The sequence below is a fragment of the Mycobacterium sp. RTGN4 genome, assembly GCF_033804635.1.
In the GTDB taxonomy this organism is placed as follows: domain Bacteria; phylum Actinomycetota; class Actinomycetes; order Mycobacteriales; family Mycobacteriaceae; genus Mycobacterium.
Genome location: NZ_JAPZLB010000001.1, coordinates 461,347 through 486,578, shown reverse-complemented (window position 1 = coordinate 486,578; position 25,232 = coordinate 461,347). Strand labels below are relative to the sequence as shown.

Sequence of the window (25,232 nt, the reverse complement as noted above, 5' to 3'; positions counted from 1 at the left end):
CCAGGCTTGACTTCGGGCCAACCTGCGCGGCGGTGATCGATTGTTTCACCGCCACACCGAACGTCGAGGACGCGGTAGCGGGCGAAGAAATCCGGGAAGGAACTGAGCAATGGGCGCAGAATTCGAAGGTAAGAAGGTCATCGTTGTCGGGGGCAGTGCAGGCATGGGACGCCAAGTCGCGCTGGACGTCATCGACCGCGGCGGCAGCGCGGTGATCATCGGCCGCTCGAAAGGCCGTGTCGATGACACCGTGGTCGAGATGATCGACCGGCGGGGTCAGGCCTGGGGGATTGCTGCCGAGCTGACCGATCGATTCGCGGTTGCCGATGCCCAGCGCACACTAGCCGAGTACCACGGCGACGCAACGCTGATGGTCAATGCCGCCGGCTTCTTCATCCCAAAACCGTTCCTGGACTATGACGCCCAGTTCTACGATTCGTATCTGGAGCTGAACTACGCGCTGTTCTTCCTCACCCAGACCGTGGTCACCGGCATGGTCGCCGGGGGTGCGGGTGGGTCGATAGTCAACATCGGCTCTATGTGGGCGCATCAAGCCATGGGCGTGACTCCGTCGTCGGGCTACTCCATGCAGAAGGCGGGGCTACACGCCCTCACCCACAATCTGGCCATCGAACTGGCCGGCCATCAGATCCGTGTCAATGCCGTCGCGCCGGCGGTGGTCAATACACCGCTCTATGAAAGGTTCATTCAAAAGGACGAGATCGACTCCACGCTTGCGACATTCGCACCATTGCACCCGCTAGGGCGCGTCGGCACACCAGCTGACGTGGCCAACGCCATCACCTTTCTGCTGTCCGAACGAGCGAGCTGGATCACCGGCGCGATTCTCAACGTTGACGGCGGCATCATGGCAGGCCGCAACTAGCCCACGGGCATTCCGCCGAGCACCCACCACAAGGAGCAACTTCGATGCGCGATTACCACAAGAATCCGACTGCGGTCGACGCGTTGAACCCCGAGCAGTACTACGTCACACAGGAAAGCGGCACCGAGATACCTTTCACCGGCGAGTACTTCAAGAACCACGACCCGGGCATCTATGTCGACGTCGTGTCTGGCGAGCCGCTATTTGCCTCGGTCGACAAGTTCGACAGCGGTACCGGCTGGCCGAGCTTCACCAAACCGATCGAAGGCGGCAACGTCGTCGAGAAGCCCGACTGCCGCCACACCATGGTGCGCACCGAAGTGCGCTCGCGCCACGGCGACAGTCACCTCGGGCATGTCTTCAACGACGGACCACGGTCCGACGGCGGGTTGCGCTACTGCATCAATTCCGCGGCATTGCGCTTCGTCCACCGAGACGACCTCGATGCCGAGGGTTACGGAGACTATCTGAGTCTCTTTGAAGCCACGAATACTTCAGCGCGGCAGGGTGAAGCTGAACTGACAGAGCCGCGACGATGACCGGCGAGACCGTGAGGTACCGCCACATGTCGGCTCGCGATCGGCAGATGCTAGCCGGCGCGTATCTGCCTGTCATCGCATTCGCCAGCGTGCTGCTCGCCGCGCGAATCTCGCGTTCGCGGAGGCGCGTCTCACCCGGGTGAAATGCCCAGTCGGATGAGGACAATTCACCCCGGACGCACAGATAGTGATAGCCGACCGAGCCGCCCCAGCGGCGCCAAGAGGTACGAACGGAGAGAGCATGTCACACGATCAGGCCGCAACCAGGATGGCCGACGACCTGCGAAGCCCTCGAACGACCGCGGTTGCAGCGCTCGTTGCTCGCTACGGGCTGGTCATCGTCATCGCCTGGTTCGGCGCGATGAAGTTCACTCATTATGAAGCCCAGGGTATTTCACATTGGGTGGCCAACAGCCCCTTCTTGAGTTGGCTATACGACTTCATGTCCATCGACGCATTCGGTCGACTGAACGGGTCAATAGAGTTGATTACTGCAGCGCTGCTTGCGGTGAGCCCGTGGTACCCGAAGGTTTCGGTGGTGGGCGGCGTCATCTCGTCGCTGTTCTTCGTGCTCACGTTGAGTTTCATGATCACGACCCCCGGCGTCGGCGAGGGGTCCGCCGGTGGCTTTCCCGTTTTGTCCGCCGACGGGGAATTCTTGATGAAGGACATCGCGCTTCTCGGGTTGTCGCTATGGCTGCTCGCGGACGCCACGGACGCGGCCCGCAGAAGGAACGAATTGCACAAGGGCGTGGCCGCGAATCACCTCAGTTTCTCAACCGGTTAGAAGCCGGTCGTCAGAACGCAACCGCTACAACTCAAATCAGGAGGTTCGTGCAATGCAAGCCATTACTGTTTCAGATCGCGAGGCCGGTATCGCTGGCCTGTCGCTCACGGAGCTGCCCTATCCGCAGCCTGCCACCAACGATGTCGTCGTACGGGTACATGCCGCGGGTTTCATACCGGGGGAGCTTGACTGGCCGGATACCTGGGTCGATCGAGCGGGCCGTGACCGCACACCCAGCGTGCCGGGCCACGAACTGTCGGGTGAGGTGGTCGAGTTGGGCTACGGCACTACCGGTTTGAGTGTTGGCCAGCGGGTGTTCGGGCTAGTTGACTGGTCACGCAACGGCTCGCTTGCGGAGTACACCGCAGTCGAGGCCCGTAGCCTTGCGCCGTTACCAATTGACATCGACCACAAGGTCGCAGCCGCCGTGCCGATCTCCGGTCTGACCGCCTGGCAGGGCCTGTTCGACCACGGCCGGCTCACCACTGGACAGACAGTTCTGGTCCACGGCGCCGCGGGTGGGGTGGGGTCGATCGCCGTGCAGTTGGCTCGTGAAGTCGGTGCGCGCGTCATCGGCACCGGCCGGACCGCAGATCGTGACCGGGCGTTGGCGCTCGGCGCCCATGCCTTCCTCGATCTTGAGACCGAGAAGCTCGAGGACGCAGGGGAGGTCGATGTGGTCTTCGACGTGATCGGGGGAGAAGTGCTCGCCCGCTCGGCTGCACTGGTGCGCGCGGGCGGAACGCTCGTCACCATCGCCGAGCCGCCCAAGATCCAGCCGGGCGACGGACGGGCAATCTTCTTCGTCGTCGAAGCCGATCGTGCCCGACTCGCGGACCTTGCCGTGCGGGTGAGGGATGGACGCCTCAAGCCTGTGGTCGGCGCGGTACTGCCCCTCGCCGAAACCACCGCCGCGTTCGCTCCCGGCAAGCGCACTCCAGGCAAGACGATCTTGCGCGTGGTCCAAGACTGACGAGAAACCATCCGTGATCAGACTGGGTATCGCACAGGGCATCGCGGCCAAGTCCGCTGGACGAATCCTGCTGCGGGCGGTCGTGTTTCTGGCGTCGTGGTCGATCGGACTACTGGTTGCGGCGTGGATCGTTCCCGGAGTCTCAGTGTCGTTACCAGCATTCGTCGTCGCCGTAATGGTGTTCGCGGTGACGCAGGCGATCCTTTCGTTGTCGATCTTGAGATTGCCCCATTGGTATGTGCCGCTACTCCTTGGCGGCACAGGCTTGGCATTGACCATCGTCGCGCTGATCCTCGCGTCGATACTGGCTCGAGGCCTCGGGATCGACGGTGTGGCAGCCTGGCTGGCCACGACGGTTGTGGTGTGGCTCGTAACGACGATTGGGGCGATCACCCTGCCCGAGCTACTTGCCGGCGATGGGGGCCCGCTCGACGTGACGAAATAGAGGCCGGCGCAGGCGGATCGATCGCGGTTGACCGCATCGATGGCTGCACCTCGCGGGTTGGCACAGTGACTTGGAGTTTGGCGGTACTTCATCCGACGACGGAGGTAGCGGTGATGGGAGACACTCACGACGATCCGACGGATCACTCCCGTACCACGCAACCGCACGCGGGTATCGCAATGAAGGACAACTTCTTGTGGCCAGGGTTGGTCCTGACGGTCGTAGCGATGCTAGGGCTCATCGGCACGGCAGTTGCGGCCGCCTATCGACACTTCGAATGGCTGGCCACCACGCTGCTGATCGCTGCGCTCGGCGCGATCGCCGGAGCGCTGTGGCTTGTGATGGAGCATCGGCGCGTAGCGCGTATCGAGGCGCAGTGGGACGCCACGCACCACGAAAGTCGGACGCGCGGGCGGGGCTAGATTTGCGTCATGCTTCGCAAGACGTATGCCGGTTACAGCACCGGATGCGCAATCGTCTGGACTGTCATCCTGACGCTTGTTGCGATCCTTAATGAAGTAGAAACCCGCGTCATCGCCTTTCGCCGATCTTGTGAACGACTCCAAAGTCATCCGGCCAATATCCGGCCAAACCTTCAGAACAGGTGCTCCAAGGGGGCCAATTCGAGCCTTTGGCAACAGTCTGACCAGCACAAATAGTATTCAGTCACACGCTTAACCGCCTCACACGCGGAAGGTCGCTGGTTCGATACCAGCCGGGACCACCCTAAAGCCTCAGTTCAGAGGGTCTTTCTTGGAAACGGCTGCGTGTCCGAGAAGACGTTCCAGGCAGTTATAGGGCAAAAAAGGGCCCACACTCTCGAGCTACTCAGACGGACAAACGTCGAGCGCGACCGAGTAGATGTTGGCCTACGGTGAAGAGCGAAGGTCCGCCGCAGTCGTCGATGAGCGTAGTGAGCGAATTGCGGAAGTTGTGAGTGGTCACGCGGCGGACGCGCGGAGGTACCGGCGCGGCGGCAGGGCCAAGCGAGTGATGCCAGCGGGATCGACACCGGCTTCCTCGGCCGTCTCTCGCAATGACCAGGGCGTTACGCGGGGGCGAGCGCGCACCGCGGCGCATGATGCTTGTAGCGGAGCCACCGCCACGCCACCAATGCCGCGCTACCGAGGAGACCATATGACGTGCACAGACAACGTGACACAGTTGTTACTCGCCCGCCACTCGCCGGCCTACGTGCTCGGACACCGCGTCGTTCTATCGAGCGGGATCCAAGAAAGCGTGAGCAGATGAACTCGGAAGCATTCCGCCACAGCACGATTCCGCTCATCCGGGGCTCCGGCACGATTCCTGCCGTCGGGTTCGGCACGCTGATCCCGGATCTCCTCGCCACCCAGGCGGCGACGAAGACGGCGCTGGACGTGGGTTTCCGGCACGTGGCACGCACTCGAGCGACTTGTCGACGAAGGCCACTGCCGGTCGATCGGGCTCTCGAACGTCTCGCTGGACACGCTGCGCGAGATCGTCGCGGGGGCACGGATCACACCCGCCGTGGTACAGGTCGAGTCGCATCCCTATCTTCCGGAATGGGAACTGCTCGACTTCTGTCGGGAGCGCGGGATCGTCCTACTCGCGTTCGCGGCGCTGGGGCACGCGATGACCCCGAACTTGCTGGACGACCCGGTGATCACGGCCATCGCCGACCGCGTGCACAAGTCACCGGCGCAGGTCGCCCTGGCCTGGGCCGTGCAACGAGGCACTGCGTTTCTGACCACGTCGACCAATCCGCAACGCATCCAAGAGAATTACGACGTCTCGCCGCTGCCTGCAGACGCCATGCAAGAGATCCGCGACGCCATCACCACGAACATCCGCTTCAGCTCCGTCGTGCAGACTGGCGTTCCCGGATTCATTCCGAGAGCTTCGTGAGATGACGTCGACGACGAGGGTCGCGCTGGTGACCGGGGCCAGCCGGGGGATCGGTGCCGCGACTGCGTCGGTGCTCGCCGAGCGCGGGTTCCGAGTGGTCGTCAACTACCGGTCTAGCACCGCGGAAGCCGACGAGGTGGTCCGCGCCGTCAACGCGGCAGGCGGCCAGGCCGTGGCGATTCAGGCCGACGTCACCGACCCCGGCGACGTGGCGGCAATGGTCGACGAGATCGAACGACGCTGGGGCAGCGTCGACGTCGTCGTGCACAACGCCCTGATCCCGTTCGCGGTCACCTCGTTCCACGACCTGACCTGGGAGCAGCTGGGCGGCAAGCTCGACAGCGAGTTGCACGCCGCTTTTCTGATCACCAAAGCCGTTGTGCCGGAGATGATCAACCGCAAGTACGGCCGACTGATCTACCTCAGCACAGGGCTATCTCGACGGCCCCGCGCCGGGATGATCACACTTGGCACCGCCAAGGCGGCCCTTGATCAGTTCGTCCGCTACGTCGCCCTCGAGTTGGCGCCGCACGGCATCACTGCGAACCTCGTTGCGCCGGCCACGGTCGACGAGACGAAGGTGACGCAGCAGTTGACGGCCGACCAGATCGGCCACCTCGGCGCCACCAACCCCATGGGACGCCTCGTCCGTCCCGAGGAGGTGGCCAGAACGGTGGCCTTTCTGGCGAGTGAGGACTCCGGTTTCACCACCGGCCACTACCTTCCGGTCAACGGTGGCCTCTCCATGGATTGACAAGAACTGCAAACAAATTCACGGAGGAGCGTCAACCATGCACACGATCGACCTTGCCTATGCCGGGCACGGCATCCACGAGGAGCTGGTCGCCTACGTCGCCGACCAGGAGGGTACTACGAGGACGAGGGCGTACACGTCGCCGTCCGCGATGGCGTGCATTGGCCGGTGGAGCGCCTGTGCCGCGGCGCGACCATCGGCCTCGGCCGGTCACTGCTGTCGCGCCTGACCGATGACATCGGCTGGACCGTACTCAGCGTCAACACCCATCGTCCGCTGTTCTGGTTTCTCGGCGGACCCGAAGTGACGTCGATGACGGATCTTCGCGGTCGGCGGTTGGCGGTGCACGCCGCCCACACCGCGCCCGGGTGCTTCGCCCGAATCGTGTTGCGCCAGCACGGGTTGGACCCCGACGTCGACGTAACGTGCGTGGCCCGCGATCCCGGCGACTACCAGATGGACCTGCGCCGGCTGCGCGATGGATCAGTCGATGCGGCCTATGTCGGCAGCACGCTGTCGCCCGAGCAGGTCGCTCGGGAGGAGCGGTTCCACGTGTTGGCCTGGGTGGGCGATCACTTCCAGATCCCAACGGTGGGCGTCGCCGTCGACCCGGTTCACGTCCCGTTGGATAGCCCGGCATTGCAGGCCTTGGTGCGCGCAAACGAGCGGGCGCTCCGCACGCTTGCCGACCGGCCCAAGGTGGCCGTCGACTACATCGCCGGATTCCTGAACCGGGTCACGCCCGAGGAGGCGAAGCGGTACTACGAACGCTACGTCGGCCCGTACTTCACCGCCGACGGCCGGGTCGACCTCGACGTTGCACGGCAGGCCATCGCCGCGGTGGCGGCTGAACTCGGCGTCGCGGCAGTGGACGCCGAGGCCGTCTACCGTGCGCGGTCGTCATGACTGCTTCCACGGTAGATATAAGTGACCGACGCCGGTATCGGTCTGATGAGTGGGTATGACCCCGACGTGCTGGCCACCGGGCTGGACGTGATCTTCTGCGGCATCAACCCGGCATCCAGTGCGGCCGCCGACGGGCACAACTTCTCGAACAAGAGCAACCGCTTCTGGGCGGTCCTGCATCTGGCGGGGTTCACCGAAGAGCGCTTGCGGGCCGACCAGGAGCGCCATCTGCTGAGCTATGGCTGCGGCATCACAGCGGTCGTGGCTCGCCCGACGTGTTCGGCAGCCGAGATCGCGTCCGCCGAATTTCGCCAAGCGCGACCCGTCTTCGAAGCGAAGATGCGTCGATATCACCCACGGGTAGTCGCCTTCCTCGGCAAGCGCGCCTTGTCGGCGATGCTCTCGACGTCTGACATCGGTTGGGGAAGACAACCTTTGGACTTCGCTGGCGCGACGGCCTGGGTGCTGCCCAATCCGAGTGGCCTCAACAGGGGCTTCACCCTGGACGCGCTCGTTCGTCCCTACGCCGATCTGCGCTCGGCTCTAGCCGGCTAGCTCGCTCGACGTCCGCCATACGGGCCGAGCTAGACCTCGGCAGGCGTGAACGCACCCCGGTACCGCGCGGCGGGATGACGGTCGGTCAGCAGGTCGGAACCGAAGAGCTTGGTGCGTGTCGTGCCAGGGGAGTATTCGCGCTGAGCCAATCCGCGGTCCTGAAGGACGGGGATGACGTGGTCGACGAACTCTTCGTAGCTCCCTGGAATCGTCGCGTTGACGACGTTGATGCCGTCTACTCCAGCACCGCGCCACTCGGCCAGCTGATCCGCGATGGTCTCCGGGGTGCCGACGACTCGCGAGTTCCGTCCTTGCAACAGGCCGAGATCACGCACGGTGGCGTCTCGACCCGACACGGATTCCTCCACCCAAGCCACGATGCTGCGCACCCCGTCGGTGTGGGTGATGTCGCCCAGCGGTGTGTCCAGTGAATGGCCGCCGAAGTCGACACCGACCGCACCGGACAGGTGCGCCACCATGCCGTCGAGATCGATGGACTCGTCGAGTTCGTCGGCCTTGCGTGCCGCCTCCTCCTCGGTGCTACCGATGACGAAGTGCAACCCCTGAAAGAACTTGAGATCCCCAGGTGCGCGGCCGGCTGCCACCACTCGGCGGCGAGTGTCGTCGATGAGGGTACGAGCATGCTCGGGGCCGGGTGTGATGATGAACTGTGCCTCGGCATTGCGCGCCGCGAAATCCCTTCCAGCGGGCGATGATCCAGCCTGAAAGAGCACCGGGGTGCGTTGCGGCGACGGGGCGACCAGATGTGGTCCTTCGACCTTGTACCGCTTCCCGGCGTGGTGGATCTTGTGAATCTTGCGGTAGTCGCCGTGCAGCCCGCGATCCCGGTCCTGCAGTAGGGCGCCGTCGTCCCACGAACCCTCCCACAGCTTGTAAGCCACGTCGACGTACTCGTCGGCCCAGTGATACCGCTCGTCGTGTTCCTCCAATTCGTCGTAGCCGAAGTTACGAGCCCCGTTGGCAAGTGCGTTCGTCACGATGTTCCACGCGATCCGGCCATCTGACGCGTGGTCGAGCGTGGATATCTTGCGGGCGAAGTTGAAAGGATGCTCTTGAATCACCGAACTCGTGATCGCGATCCCCAGATCCGTTGTGTTGTAGGCGATCGCCGATGCAACGACGCTCGGATCGTTGCTCGGGATCTGCAGGCCGGACTGCACGTACTTCTCGTAGGACCCGCTGTAGTCGCCGTAGAGCCCGATCACGTCGGCGAAGAAGATGAAGTCGAACCGTCCCCGCTCGAGGACCTTCGCCAGCTGAACCCAGTGCTCGAGTGAGTTGAAGTTGACCTGACCCGCCTCCGGCTGACGCCACACTCCCTGCAGGATGTGCGAGGTGGTGTTCATCACGAACGCCGAGAAGTGAAGTGGTGGGGCAGACATCCAACCAGCGTCACGGTGAAGTGCGCTTCGGCGCAATGGTTTCGATCATGCTGCGTGCGAATCCGCGTGCCGGGAACGGTATTTGCTCAGCACGAGTATGACGCTCGAACATCCTGGGAAGTAGCACTACGTTCAGCCCGCACTATCAATTAGGAACGGACGGGCGATGACTCCAGACGGCAGTGGCGACGAACGCCGCGTGGTGGACTCGCTGCTCGAGCGCCTCGATACGTACGGTCTCGGCCGACGGCAGTTCGTCAAGCTGTTGGCCGGCGCCGGGGTCGCGGTGGCCGCGGGCGGCACGTTGGCGGCGATCGGGCGACGCGGCCCCGACAAGAGCGGTGCGGTCGCCTACACCGACGGCCAGTTCGCGCTGCTCAACTGGTCCTCGACAGGCGACTACCAGGTTCAGTGGGCGAAGGCGTACCAGGACGCCGCCAGTCAACTTGGTTACAAGAGCGTGGTTCTCGACGGCAAGAACGATGCGGCCGTCCAGTCCAACCAGTTCAACCAGTTGCTCACTCAGAAGACCACCGCGATCTTCATCGGCCTCAACGACCCAGGGGCGCTACCCACTCTGGCGCACGACGCCAACGACAACGGCGTGCTCTTCCAGGCGGCGTGGAACTCACCGGCCTGGTACACGCCGTGGCACAGCGACGTCGATGGCGACAAGTACAACACCTTCCTGATGCCCGACGAGTACGAGGCGGTCAGCAAGGCCGTCGACGTGCTGGCCAAGCAGATCGGCGAGGAGGGCACCATCGTCCGGGTAGGCGGCTACTACCCGTCCATCGACGGATGCGAAGTCCAGCGCAGGCTCGCGGTGTATCACACGCTGAAGAAGTACCCGAAGATCACGTTCGCTGGTGAGTTGCACGCCAAGTACGACGCTGATCTGTCGCAGCGGGCCGCCTCGTCCCTGCTGGCTCGCTACCCGGACACCAGGGGAATCGTCGCCGTTAACGACGATGCGGCAACCGGGGTGATCGCGGGTATCGAAGCGGCGGGCAAGGTTCCCGGCAAGGATGTCTTCGTCGTGGGGGCTAACGGCTCGACGGCAGGCATCGAGCGGGTGCTGGCAGGCAAGCAGTTGGTCACCACCGGAAACGTCCCTGCCTACCCGTCATTCGTGACACTGGCACAGTTCCATGACCGGCTGCGCGGCTGGAAACCCGAGCCCGCCGAGCGGTTCTACGGCTGGCACGCCGAGATCATCACCCGCGCCAACGTCGAAGCGTTCAAGGCCCGCTACGTGGACCAACCGATCGGCGAGTCGTTCGACGTCAAGCTGTTGTCGCGCACCGAGCACCCGAACGACTTCGACCTGCAGTTCGATGGATACCCGGTCGAGAACCTCGACCTCATCTGGCCGGACGTGCCCAAGCCCAAGGGATTCCAGTATCCGGATGCCTATCTGAAGGCTCAGCGCAACGGCGACTTCGACCGGATTCGCGCGCTCTACAAGGAGCACTACCGCACGCCGGTGCTCGGGCCGTCGCCGTACGGGAAGGTGTGAGAATTGAGCACACAGACCACCGAGCCACGCCTGCAGGCGCGGAACATCGTCAAGTCGTTTGGCGCCAACCGTGCACTCAAGGGTGTCGATCTCGACGTCGGCGACGGTGAAGTCGTCGGATTGATCGGCGAGAACGGCGCGGGCAAGAGCACGATCCTCAACATCGTGTCCGGGGTGTTGCCCTACGACTCGGGCTCGCTGCGCCTGGATGGCCGGGAGATCGCACCGAAGACCTACCAGGAAGCCAACCGGCTCGGCATCTTCCGGGTGTTCCAGGAGGCGGCACTTGTCGATTCGCTGGCCGTCTACGAGAACGCCTTCTTCGGTTGGGAGCACCTGTTTCGTTCGCGCAGTGGCGGTCTCGATCGTCGGCGACTCAAGCGGGCGATGGAGGAGGCGCTCCACGAGGCCGGGGTAGATGGTATCGACGTGTCGTTGCCGACCGGCTCGCTCACACCGGGCCAGAAGCAGAGCATCGACATCGCGAGGGTGACCGCGTTGGCCAAGCTGCTCGAAGTCGCGCGCCCCGTCGTGCTCTTCGACGAACCGACGACCGCCCTGGATCAGGAGCACGAGGACAACTTCCTGCGCCTGCTCGAGCGGCTTCGGGGCGTGGCCGCCGTCGTCTTCGTCTCGCATCGCCTGCCCGAGATTCTTCAGACCACCGACCGGATCACCGTCTTCAAGGACGGTGAGTCGGTGGGACATCGGCCGACAAGGGGCACGGACGAGGGTGAACTGCACCGGCTGATGGTCGGCAGGATACGGACCGAGAACTACTACCGCGAGCATGCCCAGCACGAACTTCAGGCCGGCACCGCTCCGCGGTTGGTCGTCGAATCGGTCGCAGGAGCCGGCGTGCTGCACGAGGCGTCACTCGAGGTGGCGCCGGGCGAGATCGTCGGTCTGGCGGGGACCGAAGGTTCGGGGAAGCGCGTGCTCGGCGAGATCATCGCGGGTGTCGTGCGGCCGACAACGGGCCGGGTGCTCGTCGACGGCCAGGAGGTGTCGGGCTCCATCGGGGATCACGTCCGGGCCGGCATCGCCTACGTGCCACCGGACCGCGCAGACAAGGGTTTGATCACCTCGGCCTCGATCATCGACAACGTTCAATTGGCCTCGCTCCACGATCAATTCGCGACCAAGCGGGTCGGGCTATGGGCTGTCGGACGAGCGCGCAAGGTGACCGAGCGCTTCGTCGAGGAGCTCGGCATCGTGACCGAGAGCATCGACGCCCCGGTGTCCTCACTGTCGGGCGGCAACGCACAGAAGGTCCTGATCGCGAAATGGTTGTTGCGTCAGCCCGACGTACTGGTCCTCGATGAACCCACCCAGGGCGTCGACACCGGTGCGCGCGAAGGCATCTACGACCTATTGCGTCAGGTCGCTGCCGGCGGCACCGCGGTCGTGCTGGTCAGCGATGACCTGCCCGAACTGATCGGACTGTCCAATCGGATCGTCGTGATCACCAACGGCCGGATCTCCGCCGTTGTCGACGCTCCACCCGGCGCCAAGCCGGATGAACACGACCTCGTCGCCAGGATGATTCCCGGCGCCGACTCCAATACCCCTACGACCGTCGGATGACATCATGACCACCGAACTCAGTCCTGCCACACCATCCGTCGACGTGCCTTCGCCCGCGCCCGCGTCCCACACGGCTACGCCACGGGCCGCGGTTCTCAAGCGTGTCAACGTCGTTCGCGACATCCTGCCGCTGGCAGCGCTGCTGGCGCTCATCGTGTACTTCTCGGTGCGAGCCGAGGCGTTCCTCAGTGCGGCCAACCTCACGCTGATCAGTGGGCAGGCCGGGATTCTGCTTCTCGCGTCACTGGGTGCGACCCTCGTCATCATCGCCGGCAGCGTCGATCTGTCGGTCGGATCGATCGCGCTGCTGACCGGCGCCGTGCTGGCATCGCTCATCAACGCCGGTATCGGCAACCCGATCCTGGTGTCACTGATCGCCATCGTGGTGGGCGCCGCGATCGGCCTGCTCAACGGGGTGGTGTTCGCCTACGGTCGCGTGCCGTCGTTCATCGCGACCCTGGGCACGCTCTCCCTGTTCGCAGGCATCGGGCTGACGATCCTGCAGGGCAGCACGATCAACTTCACCGACCAGGGCATCCGCGACCTGGCGATCGGCCAGCTGATCCCGAACATCCAGAACGCCGCACTCATCGCCGTCGTCGCGTTCCTCGTCGTATGGTTCTTCGCCCGCCGCACCAGGTTTGGGCTCTACGTGTACGCCGTTGGTGGCAACGAGCGCGTCGTTGAACTCGCTGGTGTGAGCACGAGGCGGGTCAAGGTACTGATTCTCGTCGTCTCGGGAATCACCGCGGGACTGGCGGGGCTACTGCTCACGGCGCAGCTGGGCGCGGCAGGCCCGACGACGGGTTCGACGATTCTGCTCGACTCGGTCGCCGCGATCGTCATCGGCGGCACGGCGCTTTCCGGCGGCGTCGGCGGTGTGGGCCGCACGGTGCTCGGCGTGCTCATTTTGACCGTACTTTCCAACGGGCTCAACCAGATCGGCGCCGCGGACTACACCCAGACCATCATCAAGGGCCTGGTGATCATCGTCGCGGCAGTCTTCACCATGGCGTCACAGCGAAAGCTGATCGTCAAGTGAGCGGTGTTATTGGCACGCCCAAATAATCGCACCGATTTCATTGCTGGCGCGGCGGGTCTCGTTCCGGCAGCGTGACAAGGTCATCATCTCTTAGCTCCGCCCCCGTCGGGATCCACATACGACTGTGTCCGGTCGTCAGATGGGTGGATAGGCGCGGTCGGGCACCCCGGGTGCTCGGTCGTGGAGTACGTGATGCTCACCGATCGACCGAAAGACCAGCTAACGATGCCTATTTCCCGAACGTCCCTTGCATTCCTGGGCCCTACCGCGCTTGCCGTCGTGCTCGCCCTCGCAGGGTGCGGGGGAGGTTCGACCGGCAACTCGCCATCGACTGCCGCGGGTCCGCCAGTCAATGGCGGCTCGATCGTCTACGGCGCAGACCGCGAGCCAGTCTGCCTGGACCCGCACAACAACGGTGACATGCCGCAGACCTACGTGGCGCGGCAGTTCCTGGACAGCCTGGTGTCCGAGCGGCCGGACGGCACCGTCGTGCCGTGGCTGGCGGACTCCTGGACGACGTCGCCGGACGGACTCACCTATACCTTCAAGCTCAAGCAGGGGGTGAAGTTCCACGACGGCACGCCGCTCGATGCCGCCGCCGTCAAGGCGAACTTCGACCAGATACTAGATCCGGCTACGCAGTCGCTCACCGACACCGGGTACCTGCGGCCGTACTACGACTCTTCCCGCGCGGTCGACCCTGCCACGTTCGAGCTCAAGCTGAAGTCCCCGTACTCGGCTCTGTTGCCGGTGCTGTCGCAGGCATTCTTCGGTATCGAGTCGCCCAAGGCGATGGCCCGTGGGCTCGCCGCGAACTGCCAATCCCCGGTCGGGACAGGCCCGTTCGTCATCAAGGAGTGGGTGCACGGCCAGAGTGTCGAACTCGACCGCAACCCCGACTACAATTCGGCGCCCGCCGATGCCAAGCACCAGGGCCCGGCCTATCTGGACCACGTCAGCTGGAAGTTCCTGGAGGACGGCTCCGTCCGGTTCGGTGCGGTTCAGGGTGACGGCGCCGACATCATCTTCAATCCACCGCCTCAGCAGAACGCCGCGCTGAAGTCCGACCCGAACCTCGTGCTGCAGGAGTTCACCCACACCGGGCTGCCGAACGGCATCGCACTCAACACCACCCGCTTCCCGTTCACCGACACCGCGGTGCGGCAGGCGTTCATCCACGGCGCGAACGCCGAGGCGTCGGTCAAGAGCGCCTATCTCGGGGTGTTCAACTGGGAACCCGGCCCGTTGACGTCGACCACACCGTTCCTGGACAAGGACCTGCGCGACTACTACGCCCACGATCCCGCCAAGGCCAACCAGCTGCTCGATTCCGCGGGCTGGACGCAGCGCGACGCTGATGGCTTCCGCACCAAGGACGGAAAGCAGTTGGCCGCCACGGTGATCTATTCGTCGGACCCCGGCGACTCACCGCCCGCCGACGTGACCTTGTACCAGGACATCCAGGCGGCCGAGAAGGAAATTGGCTTCAACGTCATCCTCAAGCCGATCCCGCAGGACCAGTACTACGCCGCCTTCACCGACAGGAACACCACCGACGGCCTGGCCGGCGCGTACTGGAACAGCCCGACACCGTTGGTGCTCACCCTGCTGTACTCGACCGACTCGATGAACCTGGCGCCGGGCAACAACATGTCCTGGGTGTCGAACCCGGCCATCGACGCCCCGCTGAAGGAGATCGCCGCCGCATCCGACGTCGAGCAGCAGAAGCACCTCTACGACCAGGTGCAGCAGCTCGTCGCGCAGAACGCCTACCACCTCGGGCTGTACCCGCAGACCACCCGACTGGTCTCCAAGAAGCACCTGCAAGACGTCTGGATCGAGCCGTCCGAGGGTGAGCCGGTCCTGCACGACGCGTGGCTCGCGAAGTGACGGCGAGGCGGGTGATTTCCCGCCTCGCAGGCGTGGTCGGCGTCCTGTGGGGCGCCGCCACGCTGACATTCATCGTCGAGCAGTTGATGCCGACCGATCCCGCCCAGACCATCCTCGGTGGCGCAGGAGCGAAGCCGTCGCCGGAGCAGCTGGCGGCCGTGCGGGTCCAATACGGTTTCGACAAGCCGGTCATCGTGCAGTACTTCGACTATCTCGGCGGGCTGCTGCGCGGTGACCTCGGCACGTCGTACGTGCGCAAGCAACCGGTGTCCGACATCATCGGCCAGCAGCTCGGCTCGACGCTGACGCTCACCATTGTGGCCCTGATCGCGTCCTGGCTGATCGCCGTGGTGGTCACGCTCCTGACGGCACACCGTAGCCGCGGCCTGGCCGCGCTGGGCTCCGGCCTGGAGACGTTGCTCGCCGCGCTGCCGCAATACTGGTTGGGCATAGTGCTTTTGGTGGTGTTTGCGTTCACGCTGCATTGGCTGCCGGTGGTCGGTGACGGCGGCCCCGAAGGGCTGGTATTACCCGCGTTGACGCTCGCCCTTCCGTTAGCCGGGTTCCTCGGCCAGGTCACCCGCGACGAGTTCTCCTCGGCGATGGAACAGCCGTTCGCGGTCTCAGCGCGCGCACGGGGGATGAGCGATCTGTCCGTGCGGTGGCGCCACGCACTGCGCCATGCCGTGCTGCCCGGCCTGACGTTGTCGGGATGGGCGCTGGGGTCACTGTTTTCGACCGCTGTGATCGTCGAGGCGGTCTTCGTGCGCCCGGGGCTTGGCCGGGTCCTCGTCGACGCCGTCACCTCACAGGACATGCCCGTGGTGGTAGGGGTGACGTTGTTCGTCGCCGCGGTCTACGTGCTGGCAAACTTGCTCGTCAACCTGGCCTTCGGGCGCATCGATCCTCGGCTGCGGAGTGCGGCGCGATGACCATCAACGTCGCCGACGGTCTGACCGCAGCTGCCGCGCCCCCGGTCGTTCGGGCCAGGAGCGGACGCGCCATACGCCCCGCGGTGTGGCTGTCGGCCTTGTTCCTGCTGCTCGTGCTGGCTTGGGCCGTGGTGCCAACGGTTTTCACCAGCGGAACGCCATTCGACACCGATATCGACGCCGCGGTACAGGCACCCTCACTGGACCACTGGTTCGGCACCGATGCCTCCGGACGTGACATCTACACCCGCGTCGTCTTCGGCGCCCGTAGCTCACTGCTAATCGGCGTCGGGGCGACGGCGCTCGCGCTGGTCGCTGCCATCGTGTTCGGCTTCGCGGCGGGACTCGGTGGACGTTTCACCGACGGCGCCATCAGCCGTTTCCTCGAAGTCCTGCTCGCGTTGCCCGGGCTGCTGCTGGCGTTGGTGCTCATTGCGATGCTGGGGCCGGGCGTGAGCACCGAGATCGTGGCGGTCGCACTGGGGTCGGCTGCCGGCTACGCGTGGATGGTGCGCGGGCAGGTGCTCGCCGTGAAGGACTCCGGCTACGTCAGCGCCGCAACGGCATTGGGGCACAAGCGGTCTCGTATCATCGTCCGGCACGTGTTCCCGAACGCGATGCGGCCACTCGTCGTCTTGGCCACCATGGGCGTCGGGCAGTCGATCGTGTGGTCGTCGTCGCTGAGCTTCCTCGGCCTCGGTGTCGCCCCGCCCGCCCCGGAATGGGGCGCGATGCTCGACGCCGGGCGTGATTTCGTGTCGACGGCCTGGTGGCTGGAGCTGTTCCCCGGGCTGGCGATCGTCGGGTGCACCCTGTCGGTCACCGTGCTCGGCCGTCACCTCCAACGGCGACTCGAAGGACGACTGACATGACATCGCGGCTGCGTGTCGAAGACCTGACCGTCGCATTCGGCGACCGCGACCCGGTGGTGCGCGGCGTCTCGTTCGAGGTGGCGCCCGGTGAATGCCTGGCGATCGTCGGCGAGTCGGGTTCCGGCAAGAGCGTGACCGCGCGCACGCTGCTCGGCCTGGCCGGCGCCGGTTCGCACGTCGATGCGACGGCGCTGGAACTTCAGGGAAAGCCGTTGCTGCACAGCCGCGATCGCGATTGGCGACGAATTCGTGGTGGCCAGGTCGGGTTCGTCCTGCAGGACGCCCTGGTGTCCCTGGATCCGCTGCGCACCGTCGGCCACGAGATCGGCGAAACCCTGCGATTGCACCGCTACGGCAGTCGGAAGCGACGTCGCGCCCGCGTGCTGGAGCTACTAGAAACGGTCGGCGTACCCGAACCGGAGCTGCGGGCCCGTCAGCTTCCCCACGAACTCTCCGGAGGTCAGCGGCAGCGCGCGCTGATCGCGTCGGCGATCGCGCTCGACCCACCGCTGCTGATCGCCGACGAACCGACCACCGCCCTCGACGTGACGATTCAGGCCCAAATTCTTGACCTGCTGGCAGAGATGAAAGGTCGTGGCACCGGCCTGATCCTGATCAGCCACGACCTTTCGGTGGTGAGCAGGCTAGCCGACCGGGTCGCGGTAATGCGTGACGGGCTGTTCGTGGAGCAGGGTCCTGTCGCCGACGTACTTAACACGCCGACTCACCCCTACACGCAGACACTGCTCGACGCGGTACCGGCGGCGCATCGCAAGGGCACTCGGCTGTCCGGTGCAGCAGCGCCGTCACCAGAACCAGTTCCGGTCACGCCAGCGCGGGACGGTGTGCTGTTGGAGGCGGACGGACTCGTCAAGCGATTCCGGGGACCCGACGGTGTCGAACGCACCGCCGTCGCCGAAGTCTCGTTCACCATCGGGGTTGGGGAGACGCTCGGCATCGTCGGTGAATCCGGTTCGGGCAAAACGACTACCGCCCAACTCGCGTTGGCGCTGCTGACACCCGACGAAGGCACCGTGCGACTGAAGGGTGCCCCGTGGTCCGAGGCGACCGAGGCTCAGCGGCGCCCGCGCCGTCGGCAGATCTCGGTGATCTACCAGGACCCCTTGGGGTCGTTCGATCCGCGCTGGACGGTAGGCCGGATCGTCGAGGATGCGGTGCCTGCTGAGCTGTATCCGGAGCGGGCCGCCAGACGTCGGCGCGCCGCACAGCTGCTCGCAGACGTCGGACTCTCCGACGAGCACCTCGATCGGCGGCCACTTCTGCTGTCGGGCGGGCAGCGTCAACGGGTGGCGATCGCCCGTGCGCTCGCACCGGAGCCATCGCTGATCGTGTGCGACGAGCCGGTGTATGCCCTCGACGTCACGATCCAGGCGCAGGTGCTCGACCTGCTCGCCGACCTACAGCAGCGGCTCGGTCTGTCCTATCTCTTCATCTCGCACGACCTCGGCGTCATCCACCACGTCGCCGACCGTGTGCTCGTCATGCGCGACGGCCGGGTGGTCGAATCCGGAACGGCGGCTGACATATTTGCGACACCGAGTGATCCCTACACGCGCCAGTTACTTGCGAGCCTGCCGGTCGCGCAACCCGAACTAGCCTCTGGAGGCCAGACATGACCCGCCACATCGTTCTGAACGCGTTCGACATGAACTGCGTGACCCACATCGTCGCGGGCACCTGGCGACATCCCGAGTCGCAGGCCGCCCGCTACAAGGATCTGGAGTACTGGCTCGACCTGGCCAAGCTGCTCGAACGCGGACTCTTCGACGGGCTCTTCATCGCCGACGTGCTTGGCATCTACGACGTGTACGGCGGCGGACCGGAAGCCGCCCTTCGTTCGGGAGCCCAAGTGCCCGTGAACGATCCGTTGCTCGTCGTGCCCGCGATGGCGACGGTCACCGAACACCTGGGCTTTGGCGTCACCGCAGCCACTTCCTTCGAGCACCCGTACTCGTTCGCCCGGCGGATGTCGACCCTGGACCACCTGACCAAGGGTCGGGTCGGCTGGAACATCGTCACCGGCTACCTGGAGAGCGCGGCCCGCAACCACGGCCTCGACACCATCACCCCGCACGCCGATCGCTACGACATCGCCGACGAGTACACCGAGGTGTTGTACAAGCTATGGGAAGGCTCCTGGGACGACGACGCCGTCGGCACCGACCCGGGCCGCGCGCAGTATGCCGATCCGGCCAAGGTGCATCCAATCGATCACGACGGCAAGCACTTCCGCGTCCCGGGGATCCACCTGTCCGAACCGTCGCTGCAGCGCACCCCGGTGCTTTATCAGGCAGGCGCATCCAATCGCGGCAAGCAGTTCGGGGCCGAGAATGCCGAAGTCATCTTCATCGGAGCGCCCACCAAGGAGGTGCTGAAGGAAGCGGTGGCCGACATTCGGACCCGCGCCTCCGATGCGGGGCGTGACCCGTATGACGTCAAGATCGTCAACGGCCACGTGGTGGTGACCGGAGCGACCGAGGTGGCGGCGCAAGCGCGGTACGAGGACCTCCGGCGCTACATCGACCCCGAGGGCGCGCTGGCGCTGTGGTCGGGCTGGTTGGGCACCGACCTGTCCCAGTTCGACCTCGACGACCCGGTGGCCGTCACCGACAACGAATTCCTCAAGTCGTCGGTGCAGATGTTCGGCCAGGGCCAGTGGACACTGCGCGACTTCATCGACGCGCACGCCATCGATGCCGAAGGTGGATTCACCGTCGGGTCGCCGACCCAGGTCGCCGACGAGTTGCAGGAGTGGGTCGAGGAGACCGACGTCGACGGCTTCAACCTGACGAATGCGATCACGCCCGGCTCGTTCGTCGACTTCATCGACCACGTCGTGCCCGAGCTTCAACGGCGCGGGGTCTACAAGACGTCCTATGGCGACGGAACGTTGCGCCACAAGCTCTTCGGACGCGGCCCGCGGCTCCCTGAAACCCATCGTGCGGCGCGATACCGCCGTGTCACTGAGGAGGTAACCCCATGACCACCACGTCGACCCAGTCGCTCACCTACGCCTCGGAACGGCTGACTGCGCTGATCGCCGAGATCGGTGAGGGCGCGCTCGAGCGTGAGCGCACCGGCGAGCGGCCGTTTGCTGCAATCGATTTGGTCCGGCAGGCCCGGCTGGGCGCGCTGCGGATACCGATTGCCGACGGTGGTGGTGGCGCCAGTCTTCGCGAACTGTTCGCGACCGTCATCGCGTTGGCGACGGCTGACGTGAACGTTGCACACATTCTGCGCGGTCACTTCGCTCACGTCGAAGAGCGGCTGCGACTCGGTGCCGACGAACGTCAGCGGGTGATCGACCTGGCGCTGAGCGGCAAGATCGTCGGCAATGCGTCGACCGAGATTGGTTCCACACCTGCCGGCGCGTTCACCTGGAAGACCCAGCTCACGCCGGACGGCGACGACTTCCGGCTCAACGGCAAGAAGTACTTCACCACCGGCACGCTCTACGCCGATTACGCCGAGGTGCTCGCGAGCAACCCCGACGGCGCGACGGTGATCGCGCTGGTCCCCACCGACCGTGCTGGCGTGACGGTGCTCGACGACTGGGACGGCATGGGGCAGCGCGCCACCGGCACCGGAACCGCGGTCTTCGAAGAGGTCGTCGTGGCGGCCGACGAGACGTTGCAGTTCGCGCCGCCGGACGCCGACACCGAACCGCCTGCGTTGTATCACTCGGGCGCCTTCTTCCAGCTGTACGTAACCGCGTTGGAAGTCGGTGTGCTGCACGCACTTCGAGCAGACGCGGTGGCGCACGTACACCAGCGCGCCCGCAGCTTCGCCTGGGCGCCCAGTCCGTCGGCCCCCGATGATCCACTGCTGCAACGCGAGATCGGCGAGATCGCCAGCGCCGCGTTCGCCGCCGAGGCAACGGTATTGGCCGCCGCCGACGCCCTTGCCCTTGCGTTCGACGCCGACGTGGCGGGCACCGACCCCAACCTGGAGCTGGCGCACGAGGCGTCGCTTCAGGCCGCCGCGGCCAAGGTCGTCGTCGACGCCCTGGCACAGAAGTCTGCATCCCAGGTGTTCGACGTCGGCGGCGCCTCGGTCGTGCGCGAGGCTCATCTGCTGGACCGGCACTGGCGCAACATCCGAACTCTGGCGTCGCACAACCCCACGTCGTACAAGGCGCAAGCGATCGGTGCGTACTACCTTCGCGGCGCCGCACTCCCGGGCAGCGGATACTTCTGATGCCGAAGCGCGAACTGCACCTCGGTGTGAACGTGCTCTCCGATGGCATGCATCCGTCGGCGTGGCAGCATCCGTCGGCGGATCCGAACTGGTTCACCGACCCCGCGTTTTGGATCGACGTGGCACGGACGGCCGAGCGCGGCACGCTCGACGCACTGTTCCTCGCCGACAGCCCATCGCTGTTCCAACGGCCCGACGAACCCTTGGTGGCCCCGCCGCTGGCGCTGGACCCGATCGTGCTTCTGTCGACGCTGGCATCGGTCACCACGCACCTTGGCTTGATCGGAACGGTGTCGACGTCCTTCGAGGAGCCGTACAACATCGCCCGTCGGTTCGCGTCGCTGGATCATCTCAGTCGCGGGCGAGTGGCCTGGAACGTGGTGACAAGCAGCGACCCGTACGCCTGGAACAACTTCGGGCACGGAGGCACTGAGCCCGCGCGACAACCGAGCCGCAGTGACCGCTATGCGCGGGCGGCCGAGTTCATCGACGTCGTTCGCGCGCTGTGGGATTCGTGGGACGACGACGCCGTGTTGGCGGACAAGGGCTCGGGCGCCTTCAGCAAGATCGGCGCCATCAACACCATCGACCACCGCGGCGCCCACTTCACCGTCGACGGCCCGCTCACGCTGCCGCGATCGCCGCAGGGTCATCCGGTGCTGTTCCAAGCCGGGGGATCGGCGGGCGGACTCGACCTGGCGGCGAAGTACGCCGACGGCGTCTTCGCCGCGCAGGCGTCCCTACCGGACGCCCAACGCAACGCTCGCGAACTTCGTTCGCGCACGGTGGCTCACGGTCGCCCGTCGAACGCGATCCGCATCATGCCGGGGCTGTCGTTCGTCCTCGGAAGTACCGAAGAGGAAGCCCGGCGACGCAACGAGGAACTCAACGAGCTCTCCGGCGAACGCAGACTCGCGCATTTGGCAGGACAACTCAGCGTCGATCCCACGGAACTCGAGTGGGACCAGAAGCTTCCGCAGTGGCTGCTCGACGGCGCCGAGGCGAGCGGCGGTTCGCAGGGTGCGCGCGACATCGTCGTGAACCTGGCGCGTCGCGAAGACCTTACGGTCCGTCAGATCTTGGACCGAGTGATCACCTGGCACCGGCTGGTGATCGGGTCACCCGAACAGCTCGCCGACGCCATCGAGGAGTGGTACCTCGCAGGGGCCGTGGATGGATTCAATCTGATGCCGGACGTGTTCCCTTCGGGCCTAGAGCTTTTCGTCGATCACGTGATCCCTATCCTGCGGAACCGAGGTCTGTTCCGGCGCGAGTACACTCACGCGACGCTGCGGGGCCATCTCGGCCTCGATCGGGTACCGGACCGCCGGTCCCGTCTGACCGCTCGCACCGGCTGACGCGACCGACCTGGTTCAGGGAGCTCAGTCCAGGTCGGCGAGCGTCCTGCGGGCGGCCTCTAGTTCGGCTTCGAGGGCGGCGACCTTGGCGGCCTGCTGGGAGCGCGCCTCCTCGATGACCTCGTCGATGGGGGTGGAGAGGTCCTCGTGCAATTCCTTGGCGGCGCGGGAGACTGCAGCGGCCGCGACCGCGAGGTCGCGGGCCAGGAACGTGGTGCCCTGCTTGAGCTCGGCGCGCCATTCGCCGTCGGCAGTCCCAGTGACGGTGAGGGTCAACTCGAGAGTCTTGGTTTTCTTGCCGACCGCCTTCTTGACCGGAGCCTTCTTGGGCTTCTCCGCGGCAGAAGCGTCAGCAGGGGGCGCGGCGGGTGTCGGCTCGGATGAGGTGTTCTCGACGGTAGGAGCCAAGACCTCGAGAGTGTCGGAGTTGGTGGGCAGCGCTTCTGCTGTCAGAGTGTCTACGGTCATCGTTGCGGCGTGCTCCTTCTGAATATCGCCCGCAATGAGCGGGCCGGGGCCTAGTGCTATTAGAACACATGTTCGACGTTTGCAGTCAAGTCGCCACTCAAGCGAAATCGCGGCCTTGAAGTCATTGATTGTTCATCGACAATGAGTGGCATTGATCGGAATCATCAGTACATGTCGGCGGTCGAAACCTCGAATGATGTTGTCAGACAGTAACGTACCCGATGAATGGGTGATCACGCGAACGGGCAGACGCGAGTCCGTTGGTGTTGGTATCGACTTGCCGCGTGCAATGTGAGCTCTCCCGGGAATAAGGGAGCACCAGGCGGTGTCGAGGTTGAGGTGACCACTCCATCGCTCGGCCGCTACGGTGCCTATCTGCTCGTTTCGGACTACGAGACGCGGTCGCTCGCGTCGCGGGTCAAGGGCCTCGAAGACATCGGGTACGGCACGATATGGATCGCCGGAAACGCACCGGGCGACTTGCGCATCCCCGAATCACTGCTCGCAGCGACGGCGTCGGTCGCGGTCGGCACGGCGATCGTGAACGTCTGGTCGGAAGCCGCGGACCAGGTGGCGGAGTCCTTTCACCGGGTGGAAGAACGCCACCCGGGTCGCTTCGTGCTCGGTGTCGGCATCGGGCATCGCGAGATGACCGGCGATGTCTACCAGAAACCCTTTCCAACGTTGACCACGTACGTCGACCGGTTGCTCGAACTTGGGGTGCCTGGAGACCGGATCATCTTGGCCGCGCTGCGATCGAAGGTTTTGCAGCTGTCCAAAGACAAGGCCGCGGGCGCACTCCCATACTTCACAACCGTGGAGCACACCAAGAAGGCCCGCGAGGCCTTGGGGACGGATCGGACGCTGGCGGTGGTGCAAACCGTCGCCACTGACCAAGATCGCGCCGCGAATAGTGCTGTCGCACGTGAGCACTCGGCGACTTACCTCGGGCTGCAGAACTATGTCAACAACTTGAAGGAGACCGGCTTCCCGGATCTCAAGGTGGGCGACGATCCGAGCGACGAGCTACTGGAAGCGCTCATTCCCCTCGACGGTGTCGACGGCAGCATCGAACGGATCGGTCAACACTTCGACGCTGGGGCTGATCACGTGGCGATCATGCCCCTTCCCACCGCGAACGACCCATTCCCGGCGCTCGAGGCATTCGCTGCCAAGCTTCAGCCATAGGGCCCCAGCCGATCCAGCCCGTCAGTGGACGGTGGTGCCGGCGGCCGGGTCACGTAGGCGATTGATGACGTCGACGCCGAGCGTGGACACGATGAACACCAGCGACGCGAACAGCGTGGCGCCGAGCACGACTGGGAAGTCGCCGTTGAGCGCGGAGGTCAAGGCCAGTCGTCCAACCCCGTCGATACCGAAGATCGACTCGACCACTACTCCGCCGCCCAGGATGTAGGCCAACTCCAGTCCACCGAGGGTGATCACCGGAGTGAGTGCCGCGCTCAGCGCGTGATCGAAGTACACCCGTTGTTCACGGATCCCCTTGGCCCGCGCGGTGCGAATGTAGTCAGCGCCAAGCGTTTCGAGCATGCTGGCGCGCACGACCCGCTGGAACACCCCGACCTCGGCGATTACCAACGTCGCCCACGGCAGGGCCAGATGGCGAGCCCACTCGACGGGGTTCGTGCTCAGCGGTACGTACCCGCCGTTGGGGAACCAGTGCACCCCGACCTGGGACAGCTTGAAGAACAGGAAGTACGACAGCAGCACCCCGGTCACGAACATCGGGATTGCCAGGCCCAGGTACGAGAAGCCGGAGAGGATGCGGTCCGTCCAGGACCCGGGCCGACGGGCGGACAGTGCTCCGAAGATCACCGAAAGGACCATCCAGATGGCCACGGCGCCCAGCGCCAGTGATGCCGTCGCCGAGATCTTCGACAGCAGCAGCGGCATCACCGCGGTCTGCTGGTGAAACGAATACCCGAGGGACGGAGGCCATCGCGCCAACCCCGTCGGGACGTTGGCGATCGCGGGCCCGCGGAAGGCGTAGTGCCAGAACTGTTCCAGCCAGGGCTCATTGAGGTGCAGCGCGTTCTTGATCGCCTCGACCTGTTGGCCGGTGGCGTTGCGGGGCAACAGCGTTGCGGCCGGGTTGCGATAGGCCACGCGGGTCATTGCGAAGGTCGCGACCAGGACCAGTGCAAGGGTGATAGCGGCGCGCCCGACGCGGCGGAGAACGAAATTGGTCAT

At 65.2% G+C, this 25,232-nt stretch carries 24 protein-coding genes; 21 read left to right on the top strand and 3 right to left on the bottom strand.

Annotation, left to right across the window (positions count from 1 at the left end):
* The first annotated feature begins 109 nt into the window (after positions 1-109).
* The 10 genes from SLQ30_RS02295 (at position 110) to mug (ending at position 7,732) form a co-directional block, all read left to right on the top strand.
* Positions 110-886, top strand: coding sequence for an SDR family oxidoreductase (locus SLQ30_RS02295; protein ID WP_319445214.1), 777 nt, complete (start codon positions 110-112; stop codon positions 884-886).
* A gap of 44 nt (positions 887-930) precedes the next feature.
* On the top strand, positions 931-1,425 hold the full coding sequence (gene msrB / locus SLQ30_RS02290) for a peptide-methionine (R)-S-oxide reductase MsrB (protein WP_319445213.1): 495 nt from the start codon (positions 931-933) through the stop codon (positions 1,423-1,425).
* Positions 1,426-1,693: 268 nt separating this feature from the next.
* Positions 1,694-2,212 (top strand): YkgB family protein, encoded by a 519-nt coding sequence (locus SLQ30_RS02285; protein WP_319445212.1) that lies wholly within the window; start codon positions 1,694-1,696, stop codon positions 2,210-2,212.
* A 52-nt stretch (positions 2,213-2,264) separates the two neighbouring features.
* Positions 2,265-3,185 (top strand): NADP-dependent oxidoreductase, encoded by a 921-nt coding sequence (locus tag SLQ30_RS02280; protein ID WP_319445211.1) that lies wholly within the window; start codon positions 2,265-2,267, stop codon positions 3,183-3,185.
* Positions 3,186-3,198: 13 nt separating this feature from the next.
* Complete coding sequence (locus SLQ30_RS02275) at positions 3,199-3,630, top strand: phage holin family protein (protein WP_319445210.1); 432 nt, start codon at positions 3,199-3,201, stop codon at positions 3,628-3,630.
* A gap of 113 nt (positions 3,631-3,743) precedes the next feature.
* Positions 3,744-4,052, top strand: a complete 309-nt coding sequence (gene usfY / locus SLQ30_RS02270; RefSeq protein ID WP_319445209.1) for a protein UsfY — start codon at positions 3,744-3,746, stop codon at positions 4,050-4,052.
* 916 nt (positions 4,053-4,968) lie between these two features.
* Positions 4,969-5,517, top strand: a complete 549-nt coding sequence (locus SLQ30_RS02265) for an aldo/keto reductase (protein ID WP_319445585.1) — start codon at positions 4,969-4,971, stop codon at positions 5,515-5,517.
* 1 nt (position 5,518) lies between these two features.
* Complete coding sequence (locus SLQ30_RS02260; protein WP_319445208.1) at positions 5,519-6,271, top strand: SDR family NAD(P)-dependent oxidoreductase; 753 nt, start codon at positions 5,519-5,521, stop codon at positions 6,269-6,271.
* A 168-nt stretch (positions 6,272-6,439) separates the two neighbouring features.
* Positions 6,440-7,177, top strand: a complete 738-nt coding sequence (locus tag SLQ30_RS02255; RefSeq protein WP_319445207.1) for an ABC transporter substrate-binding protein — start codon at positions 6,440-6,442, stop codon at positions 7,175-7,177.
* 21 nt (positions 7,178-7,198) lie between these two features.
* Positions 7,199-7,732: a G/U mismatch-specific DNA glycosylase gene (gene mug / locus SLQ30_RS02250; RefSeq protein ID WP_319445206.1), complete on the top strand. Its 534-nt coding sequence runs from the start codon at positions 7,199-7,201 to the stop codon at positions 7,730-7,732.
* A 29-nt stretch (positions 7,733-7,761) separates the two neighbouring features.
* On the opposite strand, the gene SLQ30_RS02245 is transcribed toward mug, so the two are convergent.
* Positions 7,762-9,135: an LLM class flavin-dependent oxidoreductase gene (locus SLQ30_RS02245; protein ID WP_319445205.1), complete on the bottom strand. Its 1,374-nt coding sequence runs from the start codon at positions 9,133-9,135 to the stop codon at positions 7,762-7,764.
* A gap of 166 nt (positions 9,136-9,301) precedes the next feature.
* On the opposite strand from SLQ30_RS02245, the gene SLQ30_RS02240 reads away from it, so the two are divergent.
* The 10 genes from SLQ30_RS02240 to SLQ30_RS02195 all read left to right on the top strand — a co-directional run bounded on the left by SLQ30_RS02240 (position 9,302) and on the right by SLQ30_RS02195 (position 22,553).
* Positions 9,302-10,654, top strand: a complete 1,353-nt coding sequence (locus tag SLQ30_RS02240; protein ID WP_319445204.1) for a sugar ABC transporter substrate-binding protein — start codon at positions 9,302-9,304, stop codon at positions 10,652-10,654.
* A 3-nt stretch (positions 10,655-10,657) separates the two neighbouring features.
* Positions 10,658-12,241 carry a sugar ABC transporter ATP-binding protein gene (locus SLQ30_RS02235; protein WP_319445203.1) on the top strand — a complete coding sequence of 528 codons (1,584 nt, stop codon included), beginning with the start codon at positions 10,658-10,660 and terminating at the stop codon, positions 12,239-12,241.
* 4 nt (positions 12,242-12,245) lie between these two features.
* The gene (locus tag SLQ30_RS02230) at positions 12,246-13,283 is read left to right on the top strand and encodes an ABC transporter permease (RefSeq protein WP_319445202.1); all 1,038 of its coding nucleotides are present in this window, start codon (positions 12,246-12,248) and stop codon (positions 13,281-13,283) included.
* A gap of 225 nt (positions 13,284-13,508) precedes the next feature.
* Positions 13,509-15,173, top strand: a complete 1,665-nt coding sequence (locus SLQ30_RS02225) for an ABC transporter substrate-binding protein (RefSeq protein WP_319445201.1) — start codon at positions 13,509-13,511, stop codon at positions 15,171-15,173.
* 11 nt (positions 15,174-15,184) lie between these two features.
* Positions 15,185-16,105, top strand: a complete 921-nt coding sequence (locus SLQ30_RS02220) for an ABC transporter permease (protein WP_319445200.1) — start codon at positions 15,185-15,187, stop codon at positions 16,103-16,105.
* Positions 16,102-16,977, top strand: a complete 876-nt coding sequence (locus SLQ30_RS02215; RefSeq protein ID WP_319445199.1) for an ABC transporter permease — start codon at positions 16,102-16,104, stop codon at positions 16,975-16,977. Before SLQ30_RS02220 ends, SLQ30_RS02215 begins: the two co-directional genes overlap by 4 nt.
* Positions 16,974-18,614: an ABC transporter ATP-binding protein gene (locus SLQ30_RS02210; protein WP_319445198.1), complete on the top strand. Its 1,641-nt coding sequence runs from the start codon at positions 16,974-16,976 to the stop codon at positions 18,612-18,614. The genes SLQ30_RS02215 and SLQ30_RS02210 overlap by 4 nt, the downstream gene beginning before the upstream one ends.
* Complete coding sequence (locus SLQ30_RS02205) at positions 18,611-19,981, top strand: LLM class flavin-dependent oxidoreductase (protein ID WP_319445197.1); 1,371 nt, start codon at positions 18,611-18,613, stop codon at positions 19,979-19,981. The genes SLQ30_RS02210 and SLQ30_RS02205 overlap by 4 nt, the downstream gene beginning before the upstream one ends.
* Positions 19,978-21,195 carry an acyl-CoA dehydrogenase family protein gene (locus SLQ30_RS02200; RefSeq protein WP_319445196.1) on the top strand — a complete coding sequence of 406 codons (1,218 nt, stop codon included), beginning with the start codon at positions 19,978-19,980 and terminating at the stop codon, positions 21,193-21,195. Before SLQ30_RS02205 ends, SLQ30_RS02200 begins: the two co-directional genes overlap by 4 nt.
* Entirely contained in the window at positions 21,195-22,553 is a 1,359-nt protein-coding gene (locus SLQ30_RS02195) for an LLM class flavin-dependent oxidoreductase (RefSeq protein WP_319445195.1), read from the top strand. The genes SLQ30_RS02200 and SLQ30_RS02195 overlap by 1 nt, the downstream gene beginning before the upstream one ends.
* A 24-nt stretch (positions 22,554-22,577) precedes the next feature.
* On the opposite strand, the gene SLQ30_RS02190 is transcribed toward SLQ30_RS02195, so the two are convergent.
* Positions 22,578-23,021 (bottom strand): DUF6319 family protein, encoded by a 444-nt coding sequence (locus tag SLQ30_RS02190; protein WP_319445194.1) that lies wholly within the window; start codon positions 23,019-23,021, stop codon positions 22,578-22,580.
* Positions 23,022-23,360: 339 nt separating this feature from the next.
* Here SLQ30_RS02190 and SLQ30_RS02185 point away from each other — a divergent pair, with 339 nt between their 5' ends.
* Complete coding sequence (locus SLQ30_RS02185; protein WP_319445193.1) at positions 23,361-24,209, top strand: TIGR03620 family F420-dependent LLM class oxidoreductase; 849 nt, start codon at positions 23,361-23,363, stop codon at positions 24,207-24,209.
* A 21-nt stretch (positions 24,210-24,230) separates the two neighbouring features.
* On the opposite strand, the gene SLQ30_RS02180 is transcribed toward SLQ30_RS02185, so the two are convergent.
* Positions 24,231-25,232, bottom strand: coding sequence for an ABC transporter permease (locus SLQ30_RS02180; RefSeq protein WP_319445192.1), 1,002 nt, complete (start codon positions 25,230-25,232; stop codon positions 24,231-24,233).